Source organism: Streptomyces sp. NPDC021093 (genome assembly GCF_044333135.1).
Classification (GTDB): Bacteria; Actinomycetota; Actinomycetes; order Streptomycetales; family Streptomycetaceae; genus Streptomyces.
In genome coordinates this window covers 268,522-289,975 of record NZ_JBIRQJ010000005.1, presented here as the reverse complement: position 1 = coordinate 289,975, position 21,454 = coordinate 268,522, and the positions used below count along the sequence as shown (strand labels likewise).

Below are 21,454 nucleotides of genomic sequence, written 5' to 3'. Positions count from 1 at the left end.
GTGAGGCGCGCCCCCCCGTGCACAGGGGGCGCGCCTTTCTTTCTTCCGCGTACGAGGCGTCAGCCCGCCAGGCAGCTCGGTCCGAGCAGCACCTTCAGGTCGCCGAAGAGCGCCGGATCGGCGGTCACCCGGTGCCGGTCCAGCCGCAGCACCGTCGTCTTGCGCGGCCCCTGGAGCTTGATCCGGACCTCGGTGTTGCCCCGGTGGTGGGACAGGATGTCGCCCAGCTTGCTGATCATCGGCGGGGTGACCTTGACGGTGGGGATGGTCAGGACGACGGGCGCGTTGGTCCCCGCGTTCGACAGGTCCGGGACCTGGAGCTCCATGGCGACCAGCCGCGGCACGTCCTCGCGCTTGTCGAGGCGGCCCTTGACGAAGACGACCGTGTCCTCGACGAGCTGTGTCGACACCAGCTGGTACGTGGCGGGGAAGAACATGCACTCGATGGAGCCCGCCAGGTCCTCGACCGTCGCGATCGCCCACGCGTTGCCCTGCTTGGTCATCTTCCGCTGGAGGCCGGAGATGATGCCGCCGACCGTGACGACCGCGCCGTCCGAGTGTTCACCGCCGGTGAGCTGGGCGATGGCCGCGTCCGCCTTGTCGGACAGGACGTGCTCCAGGCCGAAGAGCGGGTGGTCGGAGACGTACAGCCCGAGCATCTCGCGCTCCTGCGCGAGCAGGTACGACTTCTCCCACTCGATGTCGGAGAACTCCACGTCGAGCCCGAAGCCGGGCTCGTCGCTGTCCTCCTCGCCGCCGCCGAAGAGGTCGAACTGTCCCTCGGCCTCCTTGCGCTTGACCTGCACCACGTTGTCGATCATCGGCTCGTGGTGCGCGACGAGGCCCTTGCGGGTGTGCCCCAGCTCGTCGAACGCACCCGCCTTGATCAGTGACTCGACCGTCCGCTTGTTGCAGACGACGGCCTCGACCTTGTCGAGGAAGTCGGGGAAGGAGGAGTACTTCCCCTTCGCCTTGCGCATCCGGATGATCGAGTCGACGACGTTCTGCCCGACGTTGCGGACGGCGGTGAGGCCGAAGAGGATCACGTCGTCGCCCTGGGCGGCGAAGTTCGACTCCGACTCGTTGACGTTGGGCGGCAGCACCTTGATGCCCATGCGGCGGCACTCGTTGAGGTAGACGGCCGACTTGTCCTTGTCGTCCTTCACCGAGGTCAGCAGGGCCGCCATGTACTCGGCGGGGTAGTTCGCCTTGAGGTAGGCCGTCCAGTACGTGACCAGGCCGTACGCGGAGGAGTGCGCCTTGTTGAAGGCGTATCCGGCGAACGGCACCAGCACGTCCCACAGCGCCTGGATGGCCTGGTCGCTGTAGCCGTTCTTCTTCGCGCCCTCCTGGAAGAGGACGAAGTTCTTCGCCAGCTCCTCGGGCTTCTTCTTGCCCATCACGCGGCGCAGGATGTCGGCCTCGCCGAGGGAGTACCCGGCGATGATCTGGGCGGCCTTCTGCACCTGCTCCTGGTACACGATGAGGCCGTAGGTCAGGCCGAGCGTCTCCTTCAGGGGCTCTTCGAGCTCCGGGTGGATCGGCGTGATCTCCTGGCGGTTGTTCTTGCGCTCCGCGTAGTTGGTGTGCGAGTTCATGCCCATCGGGCCCGGCCGGTACAGGGCCGAGACGGCGGAAATGTCCTCGAAGTTGTCGGGCTGCATCTGGCGGAGCAGCGAGCGCATCGGGCCGCCGTCGAACTGGAAGACGCCGAGCGTGTCACCGCGGCAGAGCAGTTCGAAGGTCTTCGGGTCGTCCAGTTCGAGGGAGAGCATCTCCAGGTCGATGCCCTTGTTGGCCCGCACCATCTTGACGGCGTCGTCCATGATGGTCAGGTTCCGAAGGCCCAGGAAGTCCATCTTCAGCAGGCCGAGCGACTCGCACTGCGGGTAGTCCCACTGCGTGATGGTGACGCCGTCGGTGTGCCGCACCCAGATCGGCGCGTGGTCGACGATCGGCTCGCTGGACATGATCACGCCGGCCGCGTGCACACCCATCTGCCGGACCAGGCCCTCGACGCCCTTCGCGGTGTCGATGACCTTCCGTACGTCCGGTTCGTTCTCGTACATCCCGCGGATCTCGCCCGCCTCGCTGTAGCGCGGGTGCTTGGGATCGGTGATGCCGGAGAGGTCGATGCCCTTGCCGAGGACGTCCGCGGGCATCGCCTTGGTGAGGCGGTCGCCCATCGCGTACGGGTAGCCGAGGACCCGGGCGGAGTCCTTGATGGCGTTCTTCGCCTTGATCTTTCCGTATGTGCCGATCATGGCGACCTTGTCGGCGCCGTACTTCTCCGTCACGTACCGGATCACCTCGACGCGCCTGCGCTCGTCGAAGTCGATGTCGACGTCGGGCATCGAGACGCGCTCGGGGTTGAGGAACCGCTCGAAGATCAGGCCGTGCGTGATCGGGTCGAGGTCGGTGATGCCCATCGCGTACGCGACGATCGAACCGGCCGCCGAACCACGCCCCGGGCCCACCGCGATGCCCTGGTTCTTCGCCCACATGATGAAGTCGGCGACGACCAGGAAGTACCCCGGGAAGCCCATCGAGATGATGATGTCCATCTCGTACTCGGCCTGTTTCTGCCGGTCCTCGGGGACGCCGCCCGGGTAGCGGCGCTCCATGCCGGTCCTGACCTCCTCCCGGAACCAGGTGACCTCGGTGAAGCCGTCCGGGATGTCGAACTTCGGCATCAGGTCGCGCTTCTCGAACATCCCGGTGGTGTCGATCTGCTGCGCGACCAGGAAGGTGTTGGCGCAGCCCTCCTGCCAGGCGTCCGAGGAGTCGATCGCGTACATCTCGTCGGTCGACTTGAGGTAGTAGCCGGTGCCGTCGAAGCGGAAGCGGTCCGGGTCGGAGAGGTTCTTGCCGGTCTGGATGCAGAGCAGGGCGTCGTGCGCCGTGGCCTCGTGCGCATAGGTGTAGTGCGAGTCGTTGGTGACCAGCGGCGGGATGCCCAGCTTCTTGCCGATCTCGAGCAGCCCGTCGCGGACCCGGCGCTCGATCTCGATGCCGTGGTCCATCAGCTCCAGGAAGTACTTGCCCTCGCCGAAGATGTCCTTGTAGTCGGAGGCCGCCTGCACGGCCTCGTCGAACTGGCCGAGCCGCAGCCGGGTCTGCACCTCGCCGGACGGGCACCCGGTGGAGGCGATCAGGCCGTCGGACCACTTGGCGATGGTCTCCTTGTCCATCCGCGGCCACTTCGTCAGCCAGCCCTCGGCGTACGCGTCCGAGGACAGCCGGAAGAGGTTGTGCAGGCCCGTGCTGTTCGCCGCCCAGATCGTCTTGTGCGTGTATCCGCCCGAACCCGAGACGTCGTCGCGCTTCTGGTGCGGCTGGCCCCACTTGATCTTCCGCTTGTTGCGCCGGGACTCCGGGGCGACGTACGCCTCGATGCCGATGATCGGCGTGACGCCGGCCTTCTGCGCCGAGTGGAAGAAGTCGTACGCCCCGTGCAGATTGCCGTGGTCGGACATCGCGATGTGCGACATCCCCATCTGGTTGGCCGCGTCGAACATGTCCTTCAGCCGCGCGGCACCGTCCAGCAGCGAGTACTGGGTGTGTACATGGAGGTGCGTAAAGGGCGGCTTGGTCACGGTCGGGGCCTCCGGTTGCGGGTCGGGACAAGGGCGTCGCACAGGGCGTCGGGCAGGGTGCCGGACAGGGCGTCGGGCAGGGTGCCGGGCAGGCAGGAAGTCTACTTCTCGGCACTGACAAACCCGGGTCCCACGAGACGGCGGGACCCCGGGGCACTCAGGAGTACGGTCGTGCGTTGGACCGGTCAGCAGACCTGTCCCGCAAATCTCCCCATTCCCCCGTACACGCACGTACGTCATGCACCAGGAGGCCCCGGCGATGTCGGTTCCGCAGACAGATGCCGCCCAGCGCGGCGAGCAGATTCTCGCCGTGTTCGAAGGCGCCTTCGGCCAGCTCCTGGCCGCCGACCCGGCCGCCTTCCGGGTCAAGTTCCGGAAGATGGCCGCCTCCGCGTTCGCCTTCTACCGGGGCACCGCCTGCCTCTTCTACGCCGACCAGGAGCGCGAGCAGAACACCGGCCCGTACCTGGACGAGCGGACCTCCCGGGTGTGGATCCACGGCGACCTGCACGCGGAGAACTTCGGCACGTACATGGACGCCGAAGGCCGCCTGATCTTCAACGTCAACGACTTCGACGAGGCGTACGTCGGCCCCTTCACCTGGGACCTCAAGCGCTTCGCCGCCTCGATCGCCCTCATCGGCTACCAGAAGGCGCTCGGCGACGAGCAGATCGGCGACCTGGTGCGGGTGTACGCGGCCGCCTACCGCGAGCGCATCCACCAGCTCGCCACCGGCGCCAAGAACGACGAGGTGCCGCCCTTCACGCTGGACACCGCGCAGGGCCCCCTCCTCGACGCGCTGCGCGACGCCCGCGCCCTGACCCGGTTCGGACTGCTCGACTCGATGACCGAGATCCGCGACTTCGAGCGGCGCTTCGCCTCCGGCGGCGGCTCCATCGACCTCGACGCCGCCACCCGGTACAAGGTCCTCGCGGCCTTCGACGGCTACCTGGAGACACTGCCCGAGTCGTCCCTGACCCGCCCCGACTCGTACCGCGTGAAGGACGTCGTCGGGCGCCGCGGCATCGGCATCGGCTCGGCGGGCCTGCCCTCGTACAACATCCTTCTTGAGGGCAACAGCGACGCCCTGGAGAACGACGTGATCATCTACATGAAGCAGGGCCAGACCCCCGCGGTCTCCCGGCACATCACCGACGCCGCCGTCCGCGACTACTTCCAGCACGAGGGCCACCGCACGGTCATCTCGCAGCGCGCCCTCCAGGTGAACGCCGACCCGTGGCTCGGCTGGACCGAGCTGGACGGCCAGGGGCAGCTCGTCGCCGAGGTGTCGCCCTACGCGGTCGACATCGACTGGTCGGACATCGACGAGCCCGACGAGATCGCCGGCGTCGTCGCCGACCTGGGCCGGGCCACGGCCACCATGCACGCGGCGGCCGACGACGAGAGCGGCCACTCCCTGGTGCCGTTCTCCACGGAGCGGGCCATCGACGCGGCGATCGCGGGCGACGAGGAGAGCTTCGCCGACCTGCTCGTCGACTTCGCGCACAGCTACGGCGCGCGGGCCCGGCAGGACCACCAGATCTTCGTGGACCTGTTCCGCAACGGTCGCATCACAGGTCTGTAGCCCTTTCCGCACCCTTAGAGGGCCCTTATCCGGAGCCGTGGCACACTCACTGACGATGGGCATATCCAGGACTCCGCTTCGCATCCTGCGGGCAGCACTCTTCACGGCACTCGTCGTGACGCTGTCCGTGGGTTCGCACGTGCTGCTGTCCGGAGCCCCGCTGCCCCCGCTCACGGTCGCCGTCCTCGGCGCCGCCGTGTTCGGCCTGGCGTACGCACTGGCCGGACGGGAGCGCGGCTTCGGCCGCATAGCCGTCCTGCTCGTGCCGCTGGAACTGGCGGCGGACACCCTCTTCACCACCGGACAGCACGTCTGTTACGGGCCCTCCGGCGGGCCCGTCGCCGGTGCGTTGCGCTCCTTCGGGCTCGACGTGCTCTGCGGCGGGACGCCGGTCGGCGCCCCCTTCGTCCACTCCGGGGCGAAGGAACGCCTCTGGGTCCTGCTCTCCTCCCCCGACCCCGCGCTGCCCTGGCTGCTGCTCGGGGCGCACGTGGCGGTCGGACTGCTGGCCGCCCTCTGGCTGCGGTGCGGGGAGGCGGCCCTGGCCGGCCTGCTCCGTACGGCCGCCGTGGCTGCCTTCCGGCCGCTGCTGCTCGCGGTCGCCTCCGTGGCGGGTGTCTTCCCGGTACGGGGTCCCGGGCGCTCCGCGCTGTGCCGCGACGCCGCCGAGGTGTTGCGCAACCGGCTGCTGGTGCACTCCGTGGGCCGGCGCGGGCCGCCCGCCGCCGGGTTCGTCCTCACCGCCTGAGCCCCGCCGTACCCGCACGGCTGCCGCCGAACCCGCGCAGCCGTACGTCCGCCGGGCCGGGCATTCCCATACGGCAGTTCAGCACCCACGGAATTGGAACGATCATGAGCGCACGCAACAACCAGGCGAACAAGCAGGCGGCCCGCGAGCGGCTGCGCGCCGAGCGCGAGCGGCAGGCCAAGAAGGACAAGACCAAGCGGCAGATCATCGTCGCGGGGTCGGTCGTGGCCGTCCTCGCGATAGCCGGCGGCGTCGGCTACGCCGTCGTCCAGGCCAACAAGCCGAAGGCCTGGGAGGCCGCCGCGGAGGCCACGGTCGCCAAGCCCGCCAACACCACGGGCGAGAACGGCACCACGGTCGTCGTCGGCAAGGCCGACGCGAAGAAGACCCTGGAACTGTACGAGGACCCGCGCTGCCCGAGCTGCGCCGGCTTCGAGCAGGCGAACGGCGAGCAGATCAAGAAGGACGTCGACGCCGGCAAGTACAAGATCCAGTACATCGGCGCCACCTTCATCGACAACATGGCGGGCGGCGAGGGCTCCAAGAACGCGACGAGCGCGCTGGGCGCCGCGCTGAACGTGAGCCCGGAGGCGTTCCTCTCCTTCAAGGGCGCGCTGTACTCGCAGGCCAACCACCCCGACGAGCGCGTCGACAAGTTCGCCGACGACAACTACCTGATCAAGATCGCCGACCAGGTCCCGGCGCTCAAGGGCAACAAGAAGTTCCAGGACGCGGTCAAGGGCGGCACCTACGACGCCTGGGCGCTGAAGATGTCGGCGAAGTTCGACGCCAGCGGCATCAAGGCCACCCCGAGCCTGAAGATGGACGGCAAGACGGTCGTCAAGGAGGGCAGCGACAGCGCTCCGATGGCGCCGGAGGACTTCAAGGCGGCGGTCGAGAAGGCCCTCAAGGCCTGACGCTCCGTCAAAGGGCCTGACGCCTCCTCAAAGAGGAGTGAACGCCTGGTCAACGGGTGGGCGAACATTCACAGTTCGCCCACCCCGACCACATACTGATCAGTAATGTGATCACCCGTGACCAGTCAATTCACTCCTGCCACGGGTGTCCCCAGCGCCACACGGACCCCGTCCCGCCGCACGGCCCTGAAAGCCGCTGCCGCCACCGTCGCCGTCCCCGCCCTCGTCGGCGTCTCCGCCCTCCCCGCCGCCGCGGCACCCTCCGCCGCCACCGCTCCCGCCTTCCTGCACGGCGTGGCCTCCGGCGACCCGCTGCCCGACGGCGTCCTGCTCTGGACCCGCGTCACCCCGGTCCCCGAGGCAATACCCGGCTCCGGCGCAGGACCGGACACCGCGGTCGGCTGGGAGGTCGCGGAGGACAAGGACTTCGGCCGCGTCGTCGCACGGGGGACGACGACCGCGACCGCCGCCACCGACCACACCGTCAAGGTCGATGTAAGGGGCTTGCGCCAGGAGACCGCCTATTACTTCCGCTTCTCCTGCGGCGATGTGTTCTCGCCCGTCGCGCGCACCCGCACCACCCCGGCCGCCGACTCCACCACCGCCGGGGTCCGGTTCGGCGTGGTGTCCTGCGCCAACTGGGAGTCCGGCCACTTCTCCGCGTACCGCCACCTCGCGGCCCGCGCCGACCTGGACGCGGTCCTGCACCTCGGCGACTACATCTACGAATACGCCTCGGGCGGCTACCCCGAGCCCAAGTACGTCGTGCGGCAGCACGAGCCGAAGCACGAGATCGTCACGCTCGCCGACTACCGCACCCGGCACGGCAAGTACAAGACGGACCCCGACCTCCAGGCCCTGCACCACAGACACCCGGTGGTCGCGATCTGGGACGACCACGAGTTCGCCAACGACGCCTGGTCCGGCGGCGCCGAGAACCACACCCCGGACGCCGAGGGCGACTGGGCGGCCCGGGTGGCCGCCGCCAAGCAGGCCTACTTCGAGTGGATGCCGGTGCGCGCCTCCACCGCCGGCACCGTCTACCGCAGCCTGCGCTGGGGCAAGCTGGCCGATCTGCACCTCCTGGACCTGCGCTCCTTCCGCTCGCAGCAGGTGAAGGTCGGCAGCGGCAAGGTCGACGACCCGGACCGTACGATCACCGGCCGCGCCCAGCTGGACTGGCTGAAGTCCTCACTGGCCGCCTCCGACACCGCCTGGAAGCTCGTCGGTACGTCCGTGATGATCTCGCCGGTCGCCTTCGGGTCCGTACCCGCGCACCTCCTGGCGCCGCTGGCCGAACTCGTCGGCCTGCCCAAGGAGGGTCTCGCGGTCAACACCGACCAGTGGGACGGCTACACGGACGACCGCAAGGAGCTCATCGGGCACCTGCGGGACCGCGGCATCGGCAACGCGGTCTTCCTGACCGGCGACATCCACATGTCGTGGGCCAACGACGTGCCGGTGAAGGCCGCGACGTACCCGTCGTCGGGCTCCGCCGGCGTCGAGTTCGTCGTCACCTCGGTGACCTCCGACAACCTCGACGACATGCTGCACGTCGCCCCGCAGACCGTCTCGCTGGTCGCGGCCACCGCCGTCAAGGCCGCCAACCGCCATGTGAAGTACGTGGACATGGACTCGCACGGCTACGGCGTCCTGGACGTCACGGCCGAGCACTCGCAGATGGACTACTACGCGATCTCCGACAAGACCCGCCAGGACGCGACGAGTTCGTGGCGCAGGTCCTACCGGACGCGTTCGGGCACCCAGCAGGTGGAGCGGGTGTACCAGCCCGTGCGCTGATCCTCGGGTACGGAGGGGGCGGAGGCCCGGGTTCCACACGACGGGCTTCCGGCCTCGCGCCCTGGGCGTCTCCGCCCGCCTCCGGCCTCGCACCCCCGGGCGTCTCCGCCCGCCTCCCGCAAACCGTCAGAGCGTCAGAGCGTCGCCAGGAATCCCACGGCGACCTTCCACGTCTGCTCGGCGGCCGTCTCGTCGTAGTCCGGCAGCTCGGGGTCCGTGTAGAGGTGCCCGGCGCCGGGGTAGCGGTAGATCTCCACGTCCGCACCGGCCCGCTGCATCTGGAGGTACCAGGTGTTCAGCCAGTCGCCCGACTCGAACGGGTCCGGGTCCGCGACGTGCAGCTGTACGGGCAGCTCGTCGACCGCCGCGTCCTCGGCGATGTCCGAGGTGCCGTGCAGAAGCAGCAGCCCGCGGGCCTTCTCGTCACCGAGCGCGAGGTTCTGCGCGACGGCGCCGCCCCAGGAGAACCCGGCGTACACGAGGCCCTTGTCGGAGTGCGGGGCAGCGGCCACCACGGCCCGCCGCAGCAGCTCCTCACGGCCGATCCGGTCCAGGAGCGCCTGGCCCTCCTCGGCGGTGCCGGCCGTTTGACCCTCGTACAGGTCGGGCACGTGCACCTGGTGCCCGGCGGCGCGCAACCGTTCCGCGGCAGCATGCACGGCCGGGCGCAGACCGTAGACGGAGTGGAAAAGGATGATGTCCATTCCGTCCATCCTGCCAGCCTGCGCCGGAGTCACGAAGTCATGGAGAACGTACTGCGTCCGTTGATCGTGCTGGGCGGCTCGGTCGTGCTCACGCTGCTCGTCGGCTGGGCGGTCGACGTCCTGCTGCGCCGTGCCGACGCCCGTCATCACGAGACCCCGCTGTGGGGGCTGCTGCGCCGTTGCCGGCCGCCCCTGCTGGTCGTACTCCTCACCGCGCTCCTGCGCGGGGCGTACGACCAGACCGCACTCGCCCTCGTCGAGGAGCACGAGGCGGGCATCGGCCAGACCCTGTCCCTCGTCCTGATCGCCGCGGCGGCCTGGCTGATCGTGCGGATCGTCGCCACGATCGTCGAGTCGTCGTACGCGCGCTACGCGTCCCAGCAGTCCCGGGACGCCGCCCGGGTGCGCCGGGTGCGCACCCAGGTCACGCTCATCATGCGCATCGTGACGGCGGTGGTGTGCGTGGTCGCGGTGGCCGCCATGCTCATGACCTTCCCCAACATGCAGGCCGTCGGGAAGTCGATGCTGGCGTCGGCGGGCATCATCGGCATCGTCGCCGGTGTCGCCGCCCAGTCGACGCTCGGCAACCTCTTCGCGGGCTTCCAGATCGCGTTCGGCGACATGGTGCGACTGGGCGACACGGTCGTCGTGGACGGCGAGTGGGGCGTGGTCGAGGAGGTCACCCTCACCTTCCTCGCCGTACGCACCTGGGACGAGCGCCGGATCACCATGCCGGTGTCGTACTTCACCAGCAAGCCCTTCGAGAACTGGTCGCGCGGCGGTGCGCAGATGACCGGCACGGTCTTCCTCCAGCTCGACCACAGCGCCCCGCTGCCCCTGATGCGCGAGCACCTCCGGGAGGTACTCGCGCAGACCCCCGGCTGGGACGGCCGCGACTGGAGCCTGGCCCTCACCGGCACCACCCCGAACACGATCGAGGTGCGGATCGTGGTCACCGCGAAGGACGCGGACGACATCTGGACCGTACGGTGCTCGGTCCGCGAGCAGATGGTCGCCTGGCTCTGCGAGAAGCACCCCTACGCGCTCCCCCGGGTCGCCACCGCGAACGCCGTCCTCCCGCCGGACGGCCAGTGGCCTGACCTCCACCCGTCGAACGGCCGCCCGCCCCGCTCCTCCGAACTCCACACCAACAACGCCACCGTCCGCACCTCGGACGACGCCCCCGCCCCGACCACCGAACCCAGGACCGGCCACGGCTGATCCCGCCGCGCGCACCGGGTGCCGCACGCACGGCGGGCTCCCCCGCCCGCACCCGGTGCGCCCCGGCCGCTACCGTCCCAGCACCCACCCCTGCGCCCCCTCCAGCGGCCCCTTCCGGAACCGCCGCAGCCACAGGGAAGCCCCCACCATCAGCCCCGCGCTCACCACGGCCCACAGCCCCATGACCCACCAGGGCCCGCTCCCCGCGAACCGCTCCGCGAGACCCAGCCCGAATCCGTACGCCACCACCACGCACACCGCGTTCTGCAGCACGTAGCAGGACAGGGCGGTCCTGCCCACCGCCGAGAGGCCGCTCACCAGCACCCCGTCCCCCCGGACCCGGTCGAGGAGCACTCCGATCAGTCCCATGTACCCCACCGCGAGCACCGGCGCGGCCACGTACCGCTCGACCAGGAAGAAGTCCCCGCCACCGAGTCCCGCCGCCACCGTCAGCGGTACGCCGATCCCGAGCCCCCACCGCGCCATCCGCGCCCGGATCGCCCGCCCCGCCCCGTCCGCGCCGAACGCGCCCGCCCGGAACAGCCGTACGCCCAGCAGGAACAGGAACACCAGCAGCGAGAAGGTGAGCACCGGCTCCAGCCGCAGCGCGATCGCGTTCTGCAGCCGGAAGGCGATCTGCTCCAGGTACCCGCCGTCGGCGTACAGCCGCACGACCTCCTCGCTCACCTTCGCGGAGCCCTCTCCTCCGCCTCCCCCGATCAGCACCACCGTCAGCAGCCCCATGCCCACCAGGTGGAAGCTCCCCGTCACCCACATCGCCACCCGCCGGAACCGCTCCGTCCGGGTGAGCGTCCAGGCCACCACCAGGGCCGTCACCGCGTACCCCATCAGTACGTCCCACGCGAAGACGAGAACGAAGTGCACGGTCCCCTCGGCGAAGAGGAACAGCGCCCGCCACTTGTAAGGGCCCGGCCACCGCTCCCCGCGCCGCTGCGCCGATCCGTACTGGATGGCGAGCCCCACCCCGAACAGCACCGTCAGCATCGACAGGAACTTGCCGTCCGCGAACAGCCGGAAGGCCCCCTCCGCCGCACCTCCGAACGTCCCGTCCGTGAGCGGCGAGTCCATGCCGCCCTGGAGGATGCCCCACTCGGAGCCGGGCGAGGTGAAGATCCACACGTTGGTCATGAGGGTGCCGAGGATGGCGGCCCCGCGCAGTACGTCGAGGAGGGGCAGCCGCCCGCCCCCGGTGCGCACCGCCCCCACTGCAGTCCCCGTGGCGGTCTCGGTCATGCTCAACTCCCCTGGCGAATCAGGCCCTTGCGGTCCCTTCATCGTCTCGGGGCGATCACCACCGAACGTCGTGAGCAGTGACGATCCGCGCTGCACCTTTCGATGCAGCCGCCCCCGGCCACCACCGGCACCAGCGGCCGAGCCGGACTCCGGGCGCTACCCCGGACTGCGTACGCCCAGCCCTGCCTCGGACCGCGTACGACCGGGCCCTGCCTCGGACCGCGTACGACCGGGCCCTGCCTCGGACCGCGTGGTCCAAGCGCTGCCTCGGACCGCGTACGACCTGGCGCTACCTCAGACTGCGTACGTCCAGCTGGTGCAGCACCCGGTCCACCACCTCCGGGTCCACCCCCGGCTCGTTCCGCGCCGCGAGCACCTCGTGCCGGGCGGCCGACATCATCTCCCGCTGGATGCGGGCCACCGCCTTCACCCGGCCGGCCCGCGTCGCGTACGCCTCGCGGCGCTCCTCGTCGACGATGTCCGGGCTGATCCGCGCCCCGATGTCGAAGGCGCCCCGCAGCAGCCGCTCGGTGAGATCGTCGGGCAGCTCCTCGACCTCCTCGATCTCCTTCAGCCGTCGCTTCGCCGCCTTCGCCGCCCGTACCGCGAGGGTGTGCTCCAGATCGCGCTCGGCGTCCGTGTCCGCCCGTACGCCCAGCTTGCGCACCAGCCAGGGCAGGGTGAGCCCCTGGAACACCAGCGTGGTCATGATCACGCAGAACGCGACGAAGAGGATCTCGTCCCGGGCCGGAAACGGCTCGCCCGATTCCGTCTTGAGCGGGATCGCGAGCACCAGCGCCACCGACGCCACCCCGCGCATTCCGGCCCACCACATGACGACGGTCTCCCGCCAGCTCATCGGAATGTCCTCGTCCACGTCGCGCCGCTTGTGCAGCCGCTTCGCGAGCCAGGTCGCGGGCAGCAGCCACAGCAGCCGTACGCCGACGACCACGACCACCACCAGCGCGCCCCAGCCGAGCATCTCGCCGAGCCGCCCGTCCGCGAGGCCGAAGACGGAGTGCAGCTCCAGGCCGATCAGGCCGAAGGCGACCCCGGTGACCAGGGTGTCCACGATCTGCCAGAAGGTCTGCCCGGCGAGCCGCCCCTGCACGTCGTCGGCGTCGACCGCGTGCGAGGCGAGGTAGAGCGCCGACGTCAGGACGGCCAGTACGCCCGACCCCAGGAACTCCTCCGCCAGTACGTAGCTGACGAACGGCACCAGCAGCGTCAGCCCGATCTGGAGCGTCGCGTCGCCGAGGTACCCCATGAGCTTGTTGCTGATCCAGCCGAGCCCGCCGCCGACCAGGACGGCGACAACGGCGGACAGCACCAGCTCGCCCATCGCGGCGGGCCAGGAGAAGGTTCCGCTGACGGCGGCGCCGATGGCCACGTGGTAGAGCACGATCGCGGTGACGTCGTTGAAGAGCCCTTCGCCCTCCAGGATCGACACCAGCCGCCGGGGCAGTCCGAGCGAGCCCGCGACGGCGGTAGCGGCGACCGGGTCGGGCGGCGCGACGAGCGCCCCGAGCGCGACGGCGGCGGCGATCGGCAGTCCGGGCACGACGGCGTTGGCGACGGCGGCGACGGCCGCCGTGGTCACGAAGACGAGCGCCACGGCGAGCAGCAGGATCGGCCGGAAGTTGGCGGTGAACTGCCGCCAGGAGGTCCGCTGCACGGCCGCGTACAGCAGTGGCGGCAGCACCAGCGGAAGAATGAACTCCGGCGGAATATCCGGATTCGGTACGAACGGGATGAGCGCGAGCACCACCCCGGCCAGTGTCATCAGCACCGGCGCGGGCAGTCCCAGTCGCTCCCCCAGCGGCACGGAGACCACCGCCCCGAGCAACAGCACGAACAGCAGCGCCAATTGTTCCACGGGGTGCCCTCCGGGCAGTTCGAAGCAGTGATCCACACGATGATCAAGGCCTCAAGCCTGCCACGAAGGGCGGCAAAACGTCACAGAAGGGGTGCCGTACGGCGGCAGGGCGCTCGGCCCGAACCGCCTGGCCCCGGCGCCGGAGGGGTCAGAGCTCCCGGCGCATGGCCCGGTGGTCGATGTCCGCGTCCAGGAACACCGGCCCGTACGCCGCGTACCCCAGCCGCTCGTAGAACCTCAGCGCGTGCGTCTGCGCGTGCAGGTCGACCGCGGTCAGACCGCGCGTCCGCGCCGCGTCCTCGATGCCGCGCACCAGCGCCGCCCCGATGCCGAGGCCGCGCGCCGCCCCGCTCACGGCGAGCCGCCCGAGCGAGCCGACCTCCGGGCCGCTGCCCGTCCTCGCCGACGCGTCGGCGCCGTACAGCAGCCGCCCGGTGCCCAGCGGCGTACCGTCCTCGGCGATCGCCAGGACGTGCACCGCGGTGTCGTCGTACGTGTCGTACTCCAGCTCGGCGGGCACTTCCTGCTCGACGACGAAGACCTCCTTGCGCACCGCGAAGCACGCGTCGAGGTCCTCGGGCCCCGCGGCCACCCGCACCGCGTACGAGGAGGCGGTCACTCGCTCTCCGCGCGGATCACGTCCAGCGCGTGCTGGAGGTCGTCCGGGTACGGGCTCTCGAACTCGACCCAGTCGCCGCTGCCCGGGTGCGTGAAGCCGAGCCGCATCGCGTGCAGCCACTGCCGGGTCAGGCCGAGACGCTTGGCGATGGTCGGGTCCGCGCCGTAGGTCGTGTCGCCGACGCAGGGGTGGCGGTGGGCGGACATGTGCACGCGGATCTGGTGTGTGCGGCCCGTCTCCAGCTTGATGTCCAGCAGGGACGCGGCGCGGAACGCCTCGATGAGGTCGTAGTGCGTGACGGACGGCTTGCCCTCGGCTACCACGGCCCACTTGTAGTCGTGCTGGGGGTGCCGGCCGACGGGGGCGTCGATGGTGCCGCTCATCGGGTCCGGGTGGCCCTGGACCAGGGCGTGGTAGCGCTTGTCGACCGTACGCTCGCGGAACTGCGTCTTGAGCGAGGTGTACGCGCGCTCCGACTTGGCCACGACCATCAGGCCCGACGTGCCGACGTCGAGCCGGTGCACGATGCCCTGGCGCTCGGCGGCGCCGGAGGTGGAGATGCGGTATCCGGCGGCGGCGAGGCCGCCGATGACGGTGGTGCCGGTCCAGCCGGGGCTGGGGTGCGCGGCGACGCCCACCGGCTTCACGATCACCAGCACGTCGTCGTCGTCATGGATGATCTCCATGCCCTCGACGTGCTCGGCGACGATCTGGACGGGGGCGGCGGGGGCGGGCATCTCGACCTCCAGCCAGGCCCCGCCGTGCACGCGCTCGGACTTCCCGACCACCGCGCCGTCGACCTGGACCTTTCCGGCAGCGGCGAGCTCGGCCGCCTTGGTCCGGGAGAACCCGAACATCCGGGAAATGGCGGCGTCGACGCGCTCGCCCTCAAGGCCATCGGGAACGGACAGGGTGCGGATCTCGGGAATCGTACTCACCCGTCGAGTATGCAGGACCGCACCGACAAGCCTTACCGAAAGCCGCCCCCGGCCCCTCCACCGGGACCCTGACCTCAGCTCTTGTGCACGGTCCCGTCCGGGTCCAGGCCCCGGAACGACAGGATCACAATCAGGATTCCGCCGCAGACGACCGCCGAGTCCGCGAGGTTGAAGACCGCGAAGTGCGCGGGCGCGATGAAGTCGACGACCGCCCCCTCCAGGAAGCCGGGCGTACGGAAGATCCGGTCGGTGAGATTGCCCAGCGCCCCGCCGAGGAGCAGCCCGAGAGCGATGGCCCACGGCATGCTGTAGAGCTTGCGCGCCAGCCTGGCGATCACCACGATCACCGAGGACGCGATGATCGTGAAGACGATCGTGTACGCCTCGCCGAAGCCGAACGCGGCCCCCGCGTTGCGGATCACCCGCAGCTGCAGCAGGTCGCCGATCAGCGGGATCGTCTCGCCGCTGGGCTCCAGCTTGGCCACCACGAGCAGCTTGCTGCCGAGGTCGAGCGCGTACGCCACGAGCGCGAACACGAAGAGGATCGCGAGCTTCCGCTTCCCCCGCCCGGCGGGCTTCGCCGCACCGTCGGCCGCCGCCTCGTCATCGGCGTCCGCACCGGCACCGGCCTGCGGCTCGCCGTCGGCCACCGGCCGGGCGGCCTTCCGCTCGGCGTCGTCCATCGGCCCGGCGGCCTTCCGCTCGGCGTCCGCCGTCTTCCCGGCAGCCGTCTCCGCAGCGCCCTCGTCACCCGAGGACTGCTCCGGCCCGGCTCCCTCCACATCTGGCGTACCGATGATGCGCTCCGCCTCTGCCACGTCAGTCCCTCGCCCTCGTACCTGAATGAGGACGAGGGTACGGCACACACGTACGGACTCCGAGGGCCTGCAACGCCCTCCGCACCCCGGGGGGCACCGCGGCGGCACCCCGCCACGGCCCTGTGGACCGGGCCGGTCCACAGGGCCCCTGAGCGGGACGGGGGAAGTCCGCTGCGGTTCGGCAGCGCCCCACAGGGGCGCGGGGCCGTACTGGATCTGCGGCTCCGCCGCGCGGGCGCGACCAGCCACGACGGCGCCGCAGATGAGCAACGGCACCTCGCGGCACATCCAGCGGAGCGCTTAGTAGCGCCGCTCCTGCTTCTGCTTGCACTCCACACAGAGCGTGGCGCGCGGGAAGGCCTGTACCCGGGCCTTGCCGATGGGCTTGCCGCAGTTCTCGCAGATGCCGTACGTCCAGGAGTCCAGCCGGTCGCGGGCGCGCTCGGTCTGCTCCAGCATCTCGCGGGCGTTGGCGGCCAGGGACATCTCGTGCTCGCGGGTGATGTTCTTGGTCCCGGTGTCCGCGTCGTCGTCGCCCGCGCCGTCGCCGGAGTCACGCATCAGCCCGGTCAGCGCCTCCTCGGACGACACGATCTCGGCCCGCAGCCGCAGGATCTCGCTGTCGAGCTCGGCACGTGCCTCGGCGATCTCCTCCGGCGTCCACGGGTCCTCCCCGGGCCGTACGGCGAGCTCGCCCGGCACCACGACCGTGGTGGCACGGGCCGCCGGCACCGCCTTCTTCCTGGCCGTCGTGGCCCCGGCCGTCGTGGCGCCGCCCGGACTCTTCTTCGCAACCACCGTCTCGGCTCCCGTCTCCGCGGCCTCGGCCGCCCCCTCGGCCGCGGGCGCGGCCACTTGCTCGGCCGCCGCGGCAGGATCCGCGGCAGCCGTCCTCCCGGCACCGGCCTTCTTGGCCTGGGCCTTCTTCGCCGCCGCCTTCTTCCCGGCGGCCTTCTTCACCGGCGCCCCGGCATCGGCCGCTTCCTCCTCGGCCGCGCCCGCCCCGGTCCCGCTGTCCGCGGCCGCTGCCCCGGCCGCCGCCTTCTTGGCGGGAGCCTTCTTCGCGGCCTTCTTCGCCGGAGCCGTCCCGGCCGTCTTCTTCACCGTCTTCTTCGCCGCCTGCTTCACCGGCGCGGCCTTCTTCCCGGCTGCCTTCCCGGTCGCCTTCTTCCCGGCAGCGCCCTGCTCCTTCTCGGCGAGCGATTCGGCGAGCGCCGCCGCGAACTCCTCGGCGGAAGTCTTCTCGGCCGCCGCTCCGGTGGTTCTCATCGACGCCGTCTTCTTCGTTGCGGCGGTCTTCTCAGCCACCATGGCCGCGGCCCCTTCACATTTTGTGATCTTGCACGCGAATCGTGCTGGGACGATAAATCGACCCCCACGCCGCGGCAACGGGGCACGCCGCCGGTTCCGCCCTCCCCACGCCGTATCGAGACGAACCTGCATCCGTTGTGCCCAGCTCTCCGCCGGGTAATCGCTCCGAACCAGCGGGCCCGGAGCCCGCAGCGCCCCGTGTGCCCATTCGGGTCACGGCCGGCCCGCCCCTGCACCCCGCGCCCGCTCCCCGTCCGCCCCCGGAAAACCGGTCTGCCGCTCCGCACCCCGACCCGTACACTGGCCGGAGCGAAAGGCATCGATGGGGCCGAGTAGCGCCGCACGCAGCGATGAGCGATCCGGGGACGGTGAGAGCCCGGGGGCGAGCACGGCGCGAAGCATCACCCCGGAGCCGCCGGAAGAAAGCCCCCGCACCCGCGGCGGGCGAGTAGACCCGGCATCGCGCCCCTAATGAGGGGGCCGCGGACGCACGTCGTCCGGGGTCAAGGAGGGTGGTACCGCGGGAGCAGCACGATCGCTCTCGTCCCTCCGACGGAAGCAATGAGTCCGCCGGAGGAAGAACACCCCATGACACTGCCGACGCCGCCGAAGCCGCAGTACAACCCGGTCCCCGCACAGGTCGACCTGCCCGCCCTCGAACACGCCGTGCTCGACTTCTGGGAGCAGGCGAAGGTCTTCGCGAAGTCCCTCGAAGCGTCCGACGGCCGCCCGGAGTGGGTCTTCTACGAGGGCCCGCCGACCGCCAACGGCATGCCCGGCGCGCACCACATCGAGGCCCGCGTCTTCAAGGACGTCTTCCCCCGCTTCCGTACGATGCAGGGCTACCACGTCGGCCGCCGGGCCGGCTGGGACTGCCACGGCCTCCCGGTCGAGCTGGCGGTCGAGAAGGAACTCGGCTTCAACGGCAAGAAGGACATCGAGAACTACGGCATCGCCGCGTTCAACGACAAGTGCCGCGAGTCCGTCACCCGCCACACCGACGCCTTCACCGAGCTGACCGAGCGGATGGGTTACTGGCTCGACCTGGAGAACCCGTACCGCACGATGGACCCGGAGTACATCGAGTCCGTCTGGTGGTCCCTGAAGGAGATCTTCAACAAGGGCCTCCTCACCCAGGACTACCGCGTCGCCCCCTGGTGCCCCCGCTGCGGCACCGGCCTCTCCGACCACGAGCTGGCCCAGGGTTACGAAACGGTCGTCGACCCCTCGGTCTTCGTCCGCTTCCCCCTCACCGGCGGCCCCCTCGCGGGCCAGGCGGCCCTCCTCGTCTGGACGACGACCCCCTGGACCCTGGTCTCCAACACCGCCGTCGCGGCCCACCCCGAGGTCCGCTACGTCGTCGCCACCGACGGCACCGAGAAGCTCGTCGTCGCCGAACCCCTCCTCGAAAAGGCCCTCGGCGAAGGCTGGACGACGACCGGCGAGTCCTTCACCGGCGCCGAGATGGAGCGCTGGACCTACCAGCGCCCCTTCGACCTGGTCGAGTTCCCCGCGCCCGCCCACTTCGTGGTCAACGCCGACTACGTCACCACCGAGGACGGCACCGGTCTCGTCCACCAGTCCCCCGCCTTCGGCGCGGACGACCTCGTGGTCTGCAAGTCGTACGGCCTCCCGGTCGTGAACCCGGTCCGCCCCGACGGCACCTTCGAAGAGGAGATCCCCCTCGTCGGCGGCGTGTTCTTCAAGAAGGCCGACGAGCAGCTCACCGCCGACCTGGACGCGCGCGGTCTCCTCTTCCGTCATGTCCCGTACGAGCACAGCTACCCGCACTGCTGGCGCTGCCACACGGCGCTGCTCTACTACGCGCAGCCGTCCTGGTACGTCCGTACGACCGCCGTCAAGGACCGTCTCCTCGAAGAGAACGAGAAGACCAACTGGTACCCGGACACGGTCAAGCACGGCCGCTTCGGCGACTGGCTGACCAACAACATCGACTGGGCCCTCTCCCGCAACCGCTACTGGGGCACCCCCCTGCCCATCTGGCGGTGCGAGGACAACCACCTCACCTGCGTCGGCTCCCGCGCCGAGCTCTCCGAGCTGACCGGCCAGGACCAGTCCTCCCTCGACCCGCACCGCCCGTACATCGACGACGTCACCTTCACCTGCACCCAGGACGGCTGCTCGCTGACGGCGACCCGTGTTCCCGAGGTCATCGACGCCTGGTACGACTCCGGTTCGATGCCCTTCGCGCAGTGGGGCTACCCGCACAAGAACCAGGAGATCTTCGAGAAGCGCTACCCGGCGCAGTTCATCTCGGAGGCCATCGACCAGACGCGCGGGTGGTTCTACACGCTGATGGCGATCGGCACCCTGGTCTTCGACAAGTCGTCCTACGAGAACGTGGTCTGCCTGGGCCACATCCTCGCCGAGGACGGCCGCAAGATGTCCAAGCACCTCGGCAACACCCTGGAGCCGATCCAGCTGATGGACCAGCACGGCGCGGACGCCGTGCGCTGGTTCATGGCGGCCGGCGGCTCCCCGTGGGCGGCCCGCCGCGTCGGCCACGGCACCATCCAGGAGGTCGTCCGCAAGACCCTCCTCACGTACTGGAACACGGTCGCCTTCCAGGCCCTGTACGCCCGTACGTCCGACTGGGCGCCCAGCGCCGCCGACCCGGCGCCCGCCGACCGCACGGTCCTGGACCGCTGGCTCCTGTCCGAGCTGGGCGCCCTGGTCGACCAGGTCACGCAGGCGCTGGAGTCGTACGACACCCAGAAGGCGGGCAAGCTCCTCTCCGCCTTCGTCGACGACCTCTCCAACTGGTACGTGCGCCGCTCGCGCCGCCGCTTCTGGCAGGGCGACAAGGCGGCCCTGCGCACCCTGCACGACGTCGTCGAGACGGTCACCCGCCTGATGGCCCCCCTGACCCCCTTCATCACGGAGCGGGTCTGGCAGGACATGGTCGTCCCGGTCACCCCGGACGCCCCGGAGTCCGTCCACCTCGCCACCTGGCCGAAGCCCGACCTGGCCGCCATCGACCCCACCCTCTCGACCCAGATGGCCCTGGTGCGCCGCCTGGTCGAGCTGGGCCGCGCCACCCGCGCGGAGTCGGGCGTCAAGACCCGCCAGCCGCTCTCCCGGGCCCTGGTCGCGGCGAACGGCTTCGCCGCCCTCTCCCCCGAACTCCAGGCCCAGATCACCGAGGAGCTCAACGTCTCCTCCCTGGCCTCCCTCTCCGAGGTGGGAGGTTCCCTGGTCGACACGACCGCCAAGGCGAACTTCCGCGCCCTGGGCAAGCGCTTCGGCAAGGGTGTCCAGGACGTCGCCAAGGCGGTCGCGGCCGCCGACGCCGCAGCCCTCTCCCTCGCCCTGCGCGACGGCGAGGCACCGCTGGAGGTGAACGGCGAAACGATCACCCTCACCCCCGACGAGGTGATCATCACCGAGACCCCCCGCGAGGGCTGGTCCGTCGCCTCGGACTCCGGCGCCACGGTCGCCCTCGACCTCGAAATCACCCCGGAACTCCGCAGGGCGGGCCTGGCCCGCGACGCGATCCGCCTGATCCAGGAGGCCCGCAAGAACTCCGGCCTCGACGTCGCCGACCGCATCGCGGTCCGCTGGACGGCCTCGTCCCCGGAGACGGCAGAAGCCCTCACGGCCCACGCCACCCTCATCTCCGACGAAGTCCTGGCCACGGACTACGCGGAGGGCACCCCGGACACCACGTTCGGCGCGCCCTTCACCGACGAGCCCCTCTCCCTGACCTTCCACCTGCGCAAGGTCTAGCTCCCCCGCAGGAAGGGCCCGGAAGCAGTCGCTTCCGGGCCCTTCCGGTATCCACTGCGCGGCTGGTGATCTCCCCGCGGGTACGCCGTGGCTGATCGCGCAGTTCCCCGCGCCCCTAAATGCCTGCCCCCGTGGGCGGCTGACGCCGCCGACCCCTAGCCCCCTTGGGCAGCGGGGCCGCCCCCCGGGGGCGGAACGGGTGGGCAAGGGGGCGGCCCCCCCACGCGGAGCCCCACCCTCCCGACCGCACGCCCCCGACACCGCACCCCGCCCACGGCAAAGGGGCGGGCCCCAGGACCGAAGTCCCGGGGCCCGCCCCT

General features: G+C 70.5%; 14 protein-coding genes. 6 read left to right on the top strand and 8 right to left on the bottom strand.

Annotated elements, in window-relative coordinates; translation table 11 throughout:
- Positions 1-59: 59 nt before the first annotated feature.
- Complete coding sequence (gene dnaE, locus ACH4SP_RS17350; protein WP_398415629.1) at positions 60-3,596, bottom strand: DNA polymerase III subunit alpha; 3,537 nt, start codon at positions 3,594-3,596, stop codon at positions 60-62.
- A 259-nt stretch (positions 3,597-3,855) separates the two neighbouring features.
- On the opposite strand from dnaE, the gene ACH4SP_RS17345 reads away from it, so the two are divergent.
- The 4 genes from ACH4SP_RS17345 to ACH4SP_RS17330 all read left to right on the top strand — a co-directional run bounded on the left by ACH4SP_RS17345 (position 3,856) and on the right by ACH4SP_RS17330 (position 8,646).
- Positions 3,856-5,181: a DUF2252 domain-containing protein gene (locus ACH4SP_RS17345; protein ID WP_398415627.1), complete on the top strand. Its 1,326-nt coding sequence runs from the start codon at positions 3,856-3,858 to the stop codon at positions 5,179-5,181.
- Positions 5,182-5,236: 55 nt separating this feature from the next.
- A complete protein-coding gene (locus ACH4SP_RS17340) occupies positions 5,237-5,929 on the top strand; it encodes a hypothetical protein (RefSeq protein ID WP_398415625.1) in 693 nt (230 codons plus the stop codon).
- 104 nt (positions 5,930-6,033) lie between these two features.
- Entirely contained in the window at positions 6,034-6,846 is an 813-nt protein-coding gene (locus ACH4SP_RS17335) for a thioredoxin domain-containing protein (protein ID WP_398415623.1), read from the top strand.
- Positions 6,847-6,963: 117 nt separating this feature from the next.
- Positions 6,964-8,646, top strand: a complete 1,683-nt coding sequence (locus tag ACH4SP_RS17330; protein ID WP_398415621.1) for an alkaline phosphatase D family protein — start codon at positions 6,964-6,966, stop codon at positions 8,644-8,646.
- Between the two features lie 134 nt (positions 8,647-8,780).
- Here ACH4SP_RS17330 and ACH4SP_RS17325 read toward each other — a convergent pair whose 3' ends face one another.
- A complete protein-coding gene (locus ACH4SP_RS17325; protein ID WP_398415619.1) occupies positions 8,781-9,359 on the bottom strand; it encodes a dienelactone hydrolase family protein in 579 nt (192 codons plus the stop codon).
- A gap of 30 nt (positions 9,360-9,389) precedes the next feature.
- Between ACH4SP_RS17325 and ACH4SP_RS17320 the strand changes: the two genes are divergently transcribed.
- Complete coding sequence (locus ACH4SP_RS17320; protein ID WP_398415616.1) at positions 9,390-10,571, top strand: mechanosensitive ion channel family protein; 1,182 nt, start codon at positions 9,390-9,392, stop codon at positions 10,569-10,571.
- A 69-nt stretch (positions 10,572-10,640) separates the two neighbouring features.
- Here the strand turns inward: ACH4SP_RS17320 and ACH4SP_RS17315 are convergent, their stop codons facing one another.
- The 6 genes from ACH4SP_RS17315 to ACH4SP_RS17290 form a co-directional block, all read right to left on the bottom strand.
- Positions 10,641-11,825 carry a DUF418 domain-containing protein gene (locus ACH4SP_RS17315; RefSeq protein ID WP_398415615.1) on the bottom strand — a complete coding sequence of 395 codons (1,185 nt, stop codon included), beginning with the start codon at positions 11,823-11,825 and terminating at the stop codon, positions 10,641-10,643.
- 289 nt (positions 11,826-12,114) lie between these two features.
- Positions 12,115-13,701: a Na+/H+ antiporter gene (locus tag ACH4SP_RS17310; RefSeq protein ID WP_398415613.1), complete on the bottom strand. Its 1,587-nt coding sequence runs from the start codon at positions 13,699-13,701 to the stop codon at positions 12,115-12,117.
- A gap of 148 nt (positions 13,702-13,849) precedes the next feature.
- On the bottom strand, positions 13,850-14,320 hold the full coding sequence (locus ACH4SP_RS17305) for a GNAT family N-acetyltransferase (RefSeq protein WP_398415611.1): 471 nt from the start codon (positions 14,318-14,320) through the stop codon (positions 13,850-13,852).
- Entirely contained in the window at positions 14,317-15,258 is a 942-nt protein-coding gene (locus ACH4SP_RS17300) for an RluA family pseudouridine synthase (protein WP_398415609.1), read from the bottom strand. Before ACH4SP_RS17300 ends, ACH4SP_RS17305 begins: the two co-directional genes overlap by 4 nt.
- Positions 15,259-15,332: 74 nt before the next feature.
- Positions 15,333-16,076 carry a signal peptidase II gene (gene lspA, locus ACH4SP_RS17295; protein WP_398415607.1) on the bottom strand — a complete coding sequence of 248 codons (744 nt, stop codon included), beginning with the start codon at positions 16,074-16,076 and terminating at the stop codon, positions 15,333-15,335.
- Positions 16,077-16,376: 300 nt separating this feature from the next.
- Entirely contained in the window at positions 16,377-17,387 is a 1,011-nt protein-coding gene (locus ACH4SP_RS17290) for a TraR/DksA C4-type zinc finger protein (RefSeq protein ID WP_398415605.1), read from the bottom strand.
- Positions 17,388-17,975: 588 nt separating this feature from the next.
- Here ACH4SP_RS17290 and ileS point away from each other — a divergent pair.
- On the top strand, positions 17,976-21,134 hold the full coding sequence (gene ileS, locus ACH4SP_RS17285) for an isoleucine--tRNA ligase (protein ID WP_398415602.1): 3,159 nt from the start codon (positions 17,976-17,978) through the stop codon (positions 21,132-21,134).
- Positions 21,135-21,454 lie beyond the last annotated feature (320 nt).